The organism is Bacillus sp. RE35, from assembly GCF_052146655.1.
In the GTDB taxonomy this organism is placed as follows: domain Bacteria; phylum Bacillota; class Bacilli; order Bacillales; family Bacillaceae_G; genus Bacillus_A; species Bacillus_A cereus.
Genome location: NZ_CP197377.1, coordinates 2,386,076 through 2,398,308, shown reverse-complemented (window position 1 = coordinate 2,398,308; position 12,233 = coordinate 2,386,076). Strand labels below are relative to the sequence as shown.

Below are 12,233 nucleotides of genomic sequence, written 5' to 3'. Positions count from 1 at the left end.
TTCTACTGTACAATTCTTTTTAAATCCCAATATGCTTCTTCTAGCCACGGATGTATAACTTTCAATGTATCTTTCCTTTCCCACAAATATGAAATATATACAAAAGCTGCTTTTTCCAAAGATTTTCCCAATTCTTTTTTTATTTCTATTAAATATGGTGGTGTCCCTTTTTGATCCCATTCTATTTTATCTGCAACAAATAATACTAAATCCATCTTCGTTGCATGTTTACGCAACGTTGTATGGCAACAAATTGCATTTAAAATCTCTTCATCTTCGATTTTAAATATTTCTTTTGCGATTACCCTCGATAATTTTTGATGAATAATCATAGGAAACTTTCTTTCCGCTTCCACTATTGCTACACCAAATTCTTCAGCAACTGCAATCCGCTCCTCGTTTGGAAAAATGCCACTAATATCATGTAAATATCCTGCAATTGCTGCTTTTTCTTTATCTACGTGAAACTTTTCTGCAATCTTTTTTGCCTCATTTGCCACACGAATTGAATGTTTATATGTAAACTCTTTATTATATTTTAGTAGAAAAGCTTTAATATCATTGTCTATTTTTCCAGTTGGAGTAAATGAATATATATCATTACATAACATAGAAAATCCCCCTTATAACTAACTTTCATTATAATGTAGAATCTAAATATCCTTGTTATTTTATATTCGTTATTAATCTTTTTACTCCTTTTTAATACGTTACATGAAATTTTATACAGAATCATCGCTACAAGTACATAAATGTTTGATATTATAGTAATGTTGATGATTTGTAAGGAAAGGAACTACACAATGAATAAAAATATATTAATTATTGATGATGATAAAGAAATTGTTGAATTACTTGCTGTTTATTTGCGAAATGAAGGCTATAACATTTATAAAGCTTATGATGGCGATGAAGCATTGCAAAAGGTTTCTACATATGAAGTTGACCTTATGATTTTGGATATTATGATGCCAAAACGAAACGGATTAGAAGTTTGTCAGGAAGTGCGTGAAAATAATACTGTACCAATTCTAATGCTTAGTGCAAAAGCAGAAGATATGGATAAAATATTAGGCCTTATGACAGGTGCTGATGATTATATGATCAAACCATTCAATCCATTAGAATTAGTAGCTAGAGTGAAAGCTTTATTACGAAGATCCTCTTTCCAAAATGCTACTTCGCAAAAGAATGAAGATGGTATTATTCGTATTCGCTCTGTTGAAATACACAAACATAATCATACAGTTAAAGTAAATGGAGAGTACATTAAACTAACCTCTATTGAATTCGATATTTTATATTTACTTGCGAGTAATACAGGAAGAGTATTTAGTTCAGAAGAAATTTTCGAACGCGTTTGGAATGAAGATGGTTATGGTTCAAATAAGACGGTAATGGTCCATATTAGCAACTTACGAGATAAACTTGAAACAGTAATAAATGGAGAAAAATTTATTCATACTGTTTGGGGAGTTGGCTATAAAATTGAGAAATGAAGCATTTGATATATTAAAAGATATTCCTAAATGGAAACTTATTTTTTGGCTTTTATTAGCTATCACACTCACTCCTATTACTGAACTAATTATTTATCGCCTCGTTACGAGTGTAATTGAAAGTTCACTTACTCTAACCGAACTCGGTAAAGAATTCATTCGAATTTTTGGTTATGAAAAGTATAAAGGGATTAAAGAGTCTTTATGGATGATGATTGTATCTTATTTGTTTTTATTTTCTATTTTTTCATCCTATCTTTACATTTTTTATCGTCACGAGAAAAAACTTTATTATGAAACTTGTATAAAAAAAATGATAGAAGAAATTCGTTATATTGCAAATGGAAACTTCAATCATAAAGTTTCTATTGTAAATCATAATTATCTAGAAGAATTAGCAATCGGGGTCAATGAAATTGTTGAACAATTAAAAGTCTCAATTGATGAAGAAAGACAAGCGGAACAAGCAAAAAGTGAACTTATTACAAATGTATCACATGACTTACGCACTCCCCTTACTTCTATAGTTGGATACGTAAATTTAATCCATCATGATAATTATAGAGATGAAGTGGAATTGCGATACTATATTCAAGTCATTTACGATAAAGTAACTCGTCTTAATGCATTAATGAATGACTTGTTCGAATATACACGTGTTCAAAATAAAGAATTAAGCTTGTATTCTGTTCCTATTGATATTGTAGAGTTACTTGGACAATTAACTGTTCAATTCCGCATACAGGTTCAAGAAGCTAATATAGAATGTCGGCCTTCTTTCCCGTCTCAAAAGCTCATGGTATTAGCTGATGGTGACAAATTAGTGCGTGTGTTTGAAAATCTTATTATAAACGCTATCGCTTATGGAAGCGAAGGTCGCTATATTGACCTTACTGCTTATGAAAGTAATAATATGATTACAATTGATATAACAAATTACGGACAACCTATTCCTAGTACGGATTTACCTCATATTTTTGAACGTTTTTATCGCGTTGAGAAATCTCGCTCTACAAACACTGGTGGATCTGGACTTGGATTAGCAATTGCAAAAAGTATAGTCGAATTGCATAAAGGAACAATTGAAGTATATAGTGATGACGAAAAAACAACATTCACTGTAAAACTACTCCCATACAAATGTTAATGTTACAAATAAAAAGTTCAATTTCTTACCATATAAGAAATTGAACTTTTTCCATAATTACCCTAAATTTAATAATCCTTTATAATTCTTTAGAAATTCTTTACCTTTTCTTTCTTCCTAATTAAGCATTCCTTTTTACAATACTATTATTGATGTCATAATAGGAGGATCGCTTATGCAATTCTTAAAGAAATTCGCTATTTTATTATTATCTTTTTTTATTACTGCACTTATCGTTTTATATTTTTATCTTTATGTAAATGGTCCGATTATTCAAGCTAAATCAGCTATTTTAATAAATGCTAATTCAGGTGAAATTGTTTATAAAAAAAATGAAGAAACCCCAGTACAATCAGCTGCTTTATCTAAATTAATGACAGAATATATCGTATTGGAGCAACTAAATGATAAAAAGATACAGTTAGATGACTTCGTACAAATAAGTAACGAAGTTTTCCGAGTAGAAACAAGCCCTATACAAGTAACATCGAATGATAAAACAACGGTTCGTGATTTACTTCATGCATTGCTACTGGCAGGGAATAATCGTTCTGCACTCGCTCTAGCAGAACACATTGCTGGAAATGAAGATAACTTTACAGTATTAATGAATAAAAAAGCAAAAGAACTAAAGTTATTACAACCATCTCCATTTCTAAACTCTACTGGAATTAATAATAATACAAATAAACAATCAACTACAACAGCGATAGACGCAGCTAAACTAGCAGCACGATTAGTAAAAGATTTTCCAGATGTATTGAATATTACGAAACTAACCTCTTACCAATTTACCTTCAAAGATTCCCAGGTTTTCAATACGAATAAAATGATATATTCCCTTAATGAAAACATTAAACTTCAAGGTGTTGATGGCTTACAAACTAGTTTTTCAACTAACGGTAATTATAGTTTTGTCAGTACAGCAAAACTTGGAGATACTAGACTAATTTCAGTAATATTAGATGCAGATGAAGAAAACATTTCATTTATTGAAACAAAAAAGTTGCTACAGTATGGTTTTGATCCTTCCTCGTACTCTGCACTCCAAGCTTTTAAAGACGCCCTTACATCTTGGACAATATTGCTTCAGTTTAAAAATTTAATTATACAAACTATAATGATTTTTTTAATCATTACCACCTTAATGTTTTTACATATACGTCAGAAAAAATCCGAGGATTTCAATTAAGAAATCTTCTTATATATAGAACCGACTTGCGCTTGAGATGCAAGTCGGTTTTTAATTCTATCATCCTCTTCCAAGCAAATTTGCTGAAACTGGTTGCAAGTTTAACTCTCTCGCCCATATAGATAGCTGACCAATATGATAAATTTAATATCCCATTACATGTCTTAAAACCTATGTTTTTTGAGGCATACATCCATCTCTGTTTCCTTTCGTTGTGTTCGTTTGTTTAGTTTAAATGGGTTAATCTATTAATTCTATTAAATCCAACAATTGAACTATTACACTTTAAAGTTCTACTCATATACTATAGTAGATTACTAGAAAGGAGGCTTAACTATGGATAGTTGCGTTGTATTTGTAAACGGACAACCTTTTTTAGTTCTTTCAGTAGCTGGTATTGAAATTGCTAGATTAGAGATTTCCCTTCAAGTAGCATTAGCTCTAAGAGTGCTTGGGATACCAATCTGTGATTAATTACCAAATTAATAAAAAAAGAGGGCATTAGCCCTCTTTTTTTATTTTCTTCTCACCTTTTCTTAAAAACAAACAAAATTTAAATTTTATTTTTTATATTGTAATGAAAATCCGAAAAATTAACCCATTTTATTCAATAAAAAAGAGCTCCACCCATACCTCATTATCCGTTTCTAAAAAATTAGAATTCGATTAATTACAAGAAAATTTAAATATACGAACGTTACATAAAATACTTGTTAGAATAGCTGTCCCTCACACTATTTATTTCGCCGACGTTATATAATCAAAGCACACAATGATTAACTTTTTATACGGCTTATTTTAAGTGTGCTAGCATTCTAGGCTAGATGATCATGACTGCAAAAAAAACTTCAAGTTCTCGTTTATATAAATCAGATAACGCTTTCACTTTTTGAATCGATTGATAATCTTTAAATTGCGGTTCTCTATCTTCTTATCCTTGAAGAGCACTAATCCAACTATACTCTACATCTACAATATGAAATAATGTTTCTAAAATACCCCCAGTTTGCAAAGTAAATCTTCCTCTGAAAGTTGTTCACACCACTTAAACCAATCATCTCTTACTTGCCAATTATATTGAAATAAAGTGTACACATTTATCTCTCTCTTACTTCAATTATCCACCTAACAGCATCTGTTATACATTTAACCATTGACAATCACTTCTCTTCGGCCAAGTTCCTCTACAGCGTGATTAATTATTTCACTTACAGATAAAGAACCATCCAATATGATATCTGAATTCGGCTTAACAGTATGAATTGCCTCTAAATAAGCTTTTCTCGCATATGTCATGTAATGTTCCAAATCATTATGTATTTCATCTATTGTACCTTCCTTAAAATCTCGCAAAATCCTTCTAGCCATCGCAATATCTAAAGGCGTATCAATAAATATAGTTACATCAATGAATTTTCGCATCTCACTATTTAAGTATGCAAAAGGATAATCTACAATAATATAGTCTAAGGTATTATTTTGTATAAGTTGCTCAATATCATGAATTAATGGTGTTAATACCCACTCGTCGTAATTCGCCCCATCATCAATCCATTTACAAATATCAGCAGGAGAGTTATCAAATGTATAACTATCAAAATATAGAGCTTTTGAGTTTTTAAACTTATGCTTTAATCTTTCTGTAATTGTAGTTTTACCTCCTCCCGAAACAGCTGCAATTGAAATTATTTTTGTTTTATTATCCACTATACCCACCAAACCCCTTTATTAACATAATATAATTATAAATTACTATCGTTGCTACTTCTTCCATTCATATTCTAACATACTCATTTCCCATAAATTCCAATACGTTTCTCCTACTCTTTTTGACTCTCTTAATAAGCCTTCTTTTACAAACCCTATTTTTTCGTAACATGAAATGGCCGATGTATTAAAATCATACACACCAAGAGTTACTCTATGTAGTTTTAATTCGTCAAAAGCAATATGAAGTACTGCTTTCATCATATGTTTTCCTATAGAACGTCCTCTCATCTTCGTATTACCAACTAATACTTTTCCAATTCTAGCGGACTTATTAATATTATCTATTTGGCCAAGCGAAATATGTCCAATAACGTCTGAAGTCTCTTCATCTACCACTTTGAAAGCGAGTGTATTTGCACTTTCTATATACTTCTCTAATTGCTGTTCATCTAAAGGAAATGTGAATGCATTTCCTGACCATTGTATTAGAAATTCTTCGGAATTAATCCAATTTATTAATTGTTTAAAATCAGATTTCTTAAAGCTTTCTAGTTTAATCACTTCCTTGCTCCTTTTGTACATCATGCTTTATAACCTCAAACTTATTTCTATATAAAGAATATATTCTCCTTTTATATAAAATTAAAATAAAGCCATTCATGTGAATGGCTTTACAAAAAAGCAGCATAATTATGCTTTGTTTGCTACATCAATAACATTAAAATCAAAGTCAGCAGTAACCGTTGTAACCGGTGGGAAAATTGCTTCAATTTTGCAAATGGAAATAATTACTCCAACCGATCCAGGAATAGCCGCAAGCCTAACTACATCACAACTTACAGACGAAACAGTACCTACATAAGTACGTCCCTCTGTATTAATTTGAACTGTTCGATTAATTAATTTCTTAAGTTCATCTCTAATTCCTTGTACACAAGAATTATCACATTTCTCATGCTGTTCTTTTTTACACTCTTCGAATACTTCCCAACAATCATCTTGTTTACATGTACACTTCTTTTTACAATTATTAAATCGAGAACCCAATACCTCACCCCCTAATCCTTTCTATTAGTAAAGTATGTCCACTAGCTTAAAAGGGTACGAGGCAAACACATAAAAAGAAAAAAACAAACAATTGTACCAAACTTTCTTTTCATTATTCATTATAAAAACAGACTTCTCCTAATTAAAAGCTTTTTAATGAGCGGCCGTGAATTTAGTCCTACTCCATTTAATGTTTAGACACCACTTTCTAAAACAAACCTTTTTTCTTTTAAATAAGACGCCCCTTAAAAACACACTAGATTTCCCCATTAACTCACATATACATAGACTTTATTTGTGGATTTCCCATTTTTCATTGTGAAATATACATTTAAAAAGCGTACTCGAAAATAAGATATTATTTGTAATCAGAACATTTTCTTCAACAAGTGTTTATTGAAAAATACCATAACTAGTAGTAGTTCTCTCCACTTTCTCTTAAAAATTAGCATAGTTTGTATGAATTCTATATCGAGTAGAAGACACTCTATCATATAAAGATAAAATAGTAGGTTAATAAACAAGCCATTTTTTTATTAAAACATAGAATAATATGAACACTATTGAAAGGAGGTAGAAATAAATGTCCTGGAAAAATGATTGCTGGAGTTCTCAGAAAAAGCATTGTTGTGATGATTGGTGGAAATCTAAAGAAAAGCATCATTGTGATGATAATTGGAGTTCTCAGAAAAAGCATTGTAATGATGATTGGTGGAAATCTAAAGAAAAGTGTCATTGTGATGACGATTGGAGTTCTCAGGAAAAACATTGTAATGATGATTGGTGGAAATCTAAAGAAAAGTGTCATCGTGATGATGATTGGAGTTCTAAACGAAATAAGTGTCGTTGTAAATGTTTCTTTATTTGTTGCCATTGTAAAAGAAAAAATTGGTAATATTTTTAATGTCAACGTAAAGGAAAGAATATGTCTTTTGGAACCAATCGGGCTTTTCCGGAAAGTTGATCCCTCACCTACTTCCTTGCTTTTGCTGAATTTTTAGATGGGGGCATTACTGCCCGGCAAATACTAGAATGTAATATATAAAAAGCTGACTGCTTATAGTCAGCTTTTTATATATTAACACGTAAAGGTTTAAACAGACATATAAGCAGTCACGCTTTGTCATCACCTTGTTGTTGTAAATTAGTATTTCTACATTGAATAGACATTCCATAATATCGTATTTTGATTAAAACTAAAAAACATACTTAACACTAATAGTAAAATTTTTCTTCTTCATCAAATTCACTTCTTTTCTTTTTATAAACATAAAAAAAAGGATCTCTATTTATATAGAGATCCTTTCTAACTTTATAATTTACTAGACTGTAACCCCTGAATAAACGGAACTACTTCAGGATTTACAAGCGATGATAAATCACCTAATTCTTTTCCTAAGTAAGCTGCTTTAATAACACGGCGCATTACTTTAGAATTACGTGTTTTCGGTAAATCTTCTACAACGTGGATGTCTTTAGGACACAACGCTTTTCCAATATGAGAGTTTACTAAACTCATTAATTCTTTCTTTAATTCTCCTGTGAATGTTACATGATCTCTTAACACTACAAAACAATGACAAACTTCACCTTTTACTTCGTCAGGTACACCAATTGCAGCAGCTTCGATTACATCGTTATGTTTCACAAGAATAGATTCATATTCAGCAGGTCCAATACGTTTACCTGCAATATTTAACGTATCGTCTGAACGCCCTGTGATGATATATTGTTCACCATCGTAAATGACCCAGTCACCGTGGACCCATTTATTTTCAAAACGCGACCAATATGTGTTTACGTAACGTTCATCATCTTCCCAGAAGCTTTTCGTCATACCTACCCAAGGTTTCTCTAAGCATAATTCTCCGACTTCATCTCGAATTGGTTTACCTTGATCATCCAGTACGACAGCGGCCATTCCTGGTAAAGATGCGTTAAAACTAATCGGTGCTATTGGCTTAATAAGAACATTACCGAAAATCCCACCAGAGATTTCAGTTCCACCTGAGTAGTTACAGATTGGGACATTTCCTTTTCCAACCGTTTCAAACAGCCACATCCATGGATCAGGATTCCAAGGTTCTCCTGTTGATGCGAATACTTCCAAACTCTTTAAAGAATGTTTATTGACATACTCATCACCTTTTGCCATCAATGCTCGGATTAACGTTGGCGAAATACCTAGATGAGTAATCTCATATTTATCAACTGTCTCCCATAACCGGTCTGCTTCTGGGAAGTCTGGAACACCTTCGTACATAACCATCGTTGCTCCATTAATGAGTGAACCGAATAATAGAAACGGCCCCATCATCCAGCCCATATCAGTTACCCATAATACACGATCACCTTGTTTAATATTCATTCCAAATCCTGCATCAAAAGCTGCTTTCAAAGGAAATCCTGCATGCGTGTGTACTGTTCCTTTCGGCTTACCAGTCGTTCCTGATGTATAAATGAGCATTAATGGATCATCACTTTGCATTTCCTCGGCATGTATGAATGGTTTTTCTTTTTCTAGCGTACTCCACGAAAAGTCATAGTTATGTGGTGTAAAATCATTTCCTGCATGACGAACGATAACAACTTTTTCAACAGTTGGGCAATGTTCACAAGCTTTATCTACTTCATCTTTTAAAGAAACAATTTTACCTCGGCGTGAAAATCCATCTGCGGTAATAATCATTTTTGAACCTGCCGCTTGCACACGTGTCATGACTGCATCAGACGCAAAGCCTGAGAATATTGGTGAAATAATTGCTCCGATTTTCATTACAGCTAGCATCGCAACAACTGTTTCTGGAATCATCGGCATATAAATTGTTACACGGTCACCTTTCTCAATACCCGCGTGTTTCAAACCATTTGCAACACGACTTACCCAGTTGTCAAGCTCTTCATATGTAAATGATTTTGAAGTTCCATTTTCCCCTTCGTACTGAAGTGCTGGCTGTATTCTCGTCTCTTCATCCGCAAGCCAGCGGGATAAAGCTGATTCTACAACGTTACATGTTCCGCCATTATACCACTGTGCAAACGGTGTACCATTTTCTAAATCTAACACGTCTGTATAAGGTTTCATCCATTGATAGCCTATTGCCTTTTCTGCCTCTCCCCAAAACCAAGCTGTTTCCTCGATAGATTTATTATAAAAAGTTTCATAATCTTCATATCCCAATGATTTCATCCAACCATATAAACGTGTTTTTTCCTTGTACTCTTCTGTTGGAAACCAAACTGCTTGTTTCAATGTTTTCCCCTCCTTAACTTTTTGAGCAAGAAAGCCCTAAATAGGGCTTTTAAACTGGATATACAGGATGTTTACGATCCGTGAATACTTGATATTTACTCATATACATTTCGAAACGTCCTTTTAATTCTTCACGTAAATTGTTTGGATGAACAATACCATCAATCACCATCTCTGATGCTAAATGATAAATATCAATATCTTTCTTATACTCTTCACGTTTTTCAGCAATGAAGCTAGCACGCTCTTCTTCTGGTAAAGCTGCAATTTTATTTGCATATACAGCATTAACCGCAGCTTCTGGACCCATTACCGCAATAGAGGCTGTCGGTAATGCCAGGCAACAATCTGGTTCAAATGCTGGACCTGCCATCGCATATAAACCAGCACCATATGCTTTACGAACAACGATAGAAATCTTCGGTACAGTTGCTTCACTCATTGCAGAAATCATTTTTGCACCATGGCGAATAATACCAGCACGCTCTACTTTTGTTCCAATCATAAATCCTGGTACATCCGCAAGGAATAATAATGGAATATGATATGCATCACATAAATTAATAAACTTAGCAGCTTTATCAGCTGAATCATGGAATAATACGCCGCCCTTCATACGCGGCTGATTTGCAATAATACCAACAGGCTTACCATCAATACGTGCTAAGCCTGTAATTAGCTCTTGAGCAAATAATTTTTTTACTTCATAGAATGAACCTTCATCAATAACTCTATTAATGAGATCTTTCATATTGAAAGGAGCATTTTGATTTTCTGGAATGATTTGTTCTAACGTTTTATCGAATTGTTTCGGTTCTTGAGGTGTAACCAATGGAGTCTTTTCTAAGTAGTTATTTGGAAAATATGAAATGTATTGTCTTGCTTGTGTAATCGCATCTTCTTCTGTCTTGCATAAAACATCTCCGCATCCTGATACAGAGCAATGCATACGAGCTCCGCCCATCTCTTCTAAAGTTACCTTCTCACCGATAACCATCTCAGCCATACGAGGAGATCCTAAATACATAGATGCATTTCCTTCTACCATCATTACAACGTCGCAAAAGGCTGGAATATAGGCACCACCAGCTGCAGAAGGTCCAAATAATAAGCATACTTGAGGAACTTTACCTGATAATTTCACTTGATTATAGAAGATTCTTCCTGCACCACGGCGCCCTGGGAACATTTCTACTTGATCTGTAATGCGCGCTCCAGCAGAGTCGACTAAATAAAATAACGGAACACGTAGTTTTTCAGCTGTTTCTTGAATACGTAAAATCTTTTCAACTGTGCGTGATCCCCATGATCCAGCTTTTACAGTAGAATCATTGGCCATTACACATGCAGTACGACCATGTATTTTACCCGTTGCCGTTACAACGCCGTCCGCAGGTAAGCCTGTTTGTTCACAGTTAGCAAATAATGCATCTTCTACATATTCGCCATTATCAAATAGAAGCGCTAAACGATCTCGAACAAATAATTTTCCTTTTGCTTTATTTTGTTCATGATACTTTGGTGCGCCGCCTTGTTTAATCGTTTCAACTCGTTCTTCAAATGAATTAGATTGTTGTTTTTGATCTAACATATTTACTCCCCCTTATACGTTGGTGTGCGTTTTTCCTTGAATGCTTGTAATCCTTCTAATCTATCTTTCGTATGGATTACACCTTCATACGCTTGTTTTTCCATTTGTAATCCGGTATGTAAATCAACTTGAATACCATTTGAAATTGCCTCTTTTGCTAATCGAACAGCAATAGGTCCATTACTAGCAATTTTCTCTGCTATTTCAATCGCTTTCTCTTCAAGTAAATTAGCTGGTACAACAAATTCTACTAAACCATATTCTTTTGCTTCTTGCGCTGAAATACGTCTACCTGTATAAATTAATTCTTTCGCTCTACCAACACCAATTAATCTCGGTAAGCGCTGTGTACCACCCGCTCCTGGTATAATTGCAAGTGTCGTTTCAGTAAGACCAAGACTTGCAGATTCAGCAGCAATTCTAAAATCACAAGCTAAACTTAATTCCGTACCACCACCAAGTGCGATTCCATTTATAGCAGCAATAACTGGCTGTGGTAATTGTTCAACCATCTCCATAGTCGTGCGAATCATACTAACAGCATGGCGAACTTGTTCCTCATTCATACCAGCACGTTCTTTTAAATCAGCACCAGCACAAAATGCTTTTTCACCAGCACCTGTTAGAATAACTACACGCGTATTGGACTCTTCACTTATTTGAGTTAATATGTTTTGTAACTCTTCTAATAACGCTAAAGATAATGAGTTTGCTTGTCTTTCACGATATAACGAAATCTTTACAACGTGAGGTGTTACATAATCAACTGAAATGTTTTGTAATTGTAGCATCTT

12 protein-coding genes and 2 pseudogenes are annotated in these 12,233 nt (G+C 33.4%); 5 read left to right on the top strand and 9 right to left on the bottom strand.

Annotation, left to right across the window (positions count from 1 at the left end; all coding sequences use genetic code 11):
- Positions 1-2: 2 nt before the first annotated feature.
- Positions 3-611, bottom strand: coding sequence for a bis(5'-nucleosyl)-tetraphosphatase (symmetrical) YqeK (gene yqeK, locus ACTL4X_RS12345; protein WP_000882440.1), 609 nt, complete (start codon positions 609-611; stop codon positions 3-5).
- Between the two features lie 192 nt (positions 612-803).
- Here yqeK and ACTL4X_RS12340 point away from each other — a divergent pair, with 192 nt between their 5' ends.
- The 3 genes from ACTL4X_RS12340 to ACTL4X_RS12330 all read left to right on the top strand — a co-directional run bounded on the left by ACTL4X_RS12340 (position 804) and on the right by ACTL4X_RS12330 (position 3,838).
- Complete coding sequence (locus tag ACTL4X_RS12340; RefSeq protein ID WP_001038807.1) at positions 804-1,499, top strand: response regulator transcription factor; 696 nt, start codon at positions 804-806, stop codon at positions 1,497-1,499.
- Positions 1,489-2,646 carry a sensor histidine kinase gene (locus ACTL4X_RS12335; protein ID WP_001243312.1) on the top strand — a complete coding sequence of 386 codons (1,158 nt, stop codon included), beginning with the start codon at positions 1,489-1,491 and terminating at the stop codon, positions 2,644-2,646. The genes ACTL4X_RS12340 and ACTL4X_RS12335 overlap by 11 nt, the downstream gene beginning before the upstream one ends.
- 175 nt (positions 2,647-2,821) lie before the next feature.
- Positions 2,822-3,838 (top strand): D-alanyl-D-alanine carboxypeptidase family protein, encoded by a 1,017-nt coding sequence (locus ACTL4X_RS12330; RefSeq protein ID WP_001160045.1) that lies wholly within the window; start codon positions 2,822-2,824, stop codon positions 3,836-3,838.
- Between the two features lie 60 nt (positions 3,839-3,898).
- Here the strand turns inward: ACTL4X_RS12330 and ACTL4X_RS12325 are convergent.
- A pseudogene (locus ACTL4X_RS12325) lies at positions 3,899-4,009 on the bottom strand (DinB family protein); the annotation flags it as partial.
- Between the two features lie 165 nt (positions 4,010-4,174).
- Between ACTL4X_RS12325 and ACTL4X_RS12320 the strand changes: the two are divergent.
- Positions 4,175-4,312 carry a DUF3956 domain-containing protein gene (locus ACTL4X_RS12320; protein ID WP_000376554.1) on the top strand — a complete coding sequence of 46 codons (138 nt, stop codon included), beginning with the start codon at positions 4,175-4,177 and terminating at the stop codon, positions 4,310-4,312.
- 358 nt (positions 4,313-4,670) lie between these two features.
- Here the strand turns inward: ACTL4X_RS12320 and ACTL4X_RS12315 are convergent.
- The 4 genes and pseudogenes from ACTL4X_RS12315 to ACTL4X_RS12300 all read right to left on the bottom strand — a co-directional run.
- Positions 4,671-4,933: pseudogene (locus tag ACTL4X_RS12315) on the bottom strand (DinB family protein); the annotation flags it as partial.
- 51 nt (positions 4,934-4,984) lie between these two features.
- Positions 4,985-5,554 (bottom strand): AAA family ATPase, encoded by a 570-nt coding sequence (locus ACTL4X_RS12310; protein WP_000513268.1) that lies wholly within the window; start codon positions 5,552-5,554, stop codon positions 4,985-4,987.
- 45 nt (positions 5,555-5,599) lie between these two features.
- Positions 5,600-6,133 carry a GNAT family N-acetyltransferase gene (locus tag ACTL4X_RS12305; protein WP_002164537.1) on the bottom strand — a complete coding sequence of 178 codons (534 nt, stop codon included), beginning with the start codon at positions 6,131-6,133 and terminating at the stop codon, positions 5,600-5,602.
- A gap of 105 nt (positions 6,134-6,238) precedes the next feature.
- Complete coding sequence (locus ACTL4X_RS12300; protein WP_000535578.1) at positions 6,239-6,595, bottom strand: hypothetical protein; 357 nt, start codon at positions 6,593-6,595, stop codon at positions 6,239-6,241.
- Between the two features lie 596 nt (positions 6,596-7,191).
- Here ACTL4X_RS12300 and ACTL4X_RS12295 point away from each other — a divergent pair.
- Positions 7,192-7,596: a hypothetical protein gene (locus ACTL4X_RS12295; RefSeq protein ID WP_000560135.1), complete on the top strand. Its 405-nt coding sequence runs from the start codon at positions 7,192-7,194 to the stop codon at positions 7,594-7,596.
- 311 nt (positions 7,597-7,907) lie between these two features.
- Here ACTL4X_RS12295 and ACTL4X_RS12290 read toward each other — a convergent pair whose 3' ends face one another.
- From ACTL4X_RS12290 to ACTL4X_RS12280, 3 genes are read right to left on the bottom strand one after another with little or no spacing between them, the layout of a single operon-like run.
- Positions 7,908-9,848 carry an AMP-binding protein gene (locus ACTL4X_RS12290; RefSeq protein ID WP_000806468.1) on the bottom strand — a complete coding sequence of 647 codons (1,941 nt, stop codon included), beginning with the start codon at positions 9,846-9,848 and terminating at the stop codon, positions 7,908-7,910.
- 49 nt (positions 9,849-9,897) lie between these two features.
- The gene (locus ACTL4X_RS12285) at positions 9,898-11,439 is read right to left on the bottom strand and encodes an acyl-CoA carboxylase subunit beta (protein ID WP_000886744.1); all 1,542 of its coding nucleotides are present in this window, start codon (positions 11,437-11,439) and stop codon (positions 9,898-9,900) included.
- A gap of 2 nt (positions 11,440-11,441) precedes the next feature.
- On the bottom strand, positions 11,442-12,230 hold the full coding sequence (locus ACTL4X_RS12280; protein WP_000939818.1) for an enoyl-CoA hydratase: 789 nt from the start codon (positions 12,228-12,230) through the stop codon (positions 11,442-11,444).
- Positions 12,231-12,233 lie beyond the last annotated feature (3 nt).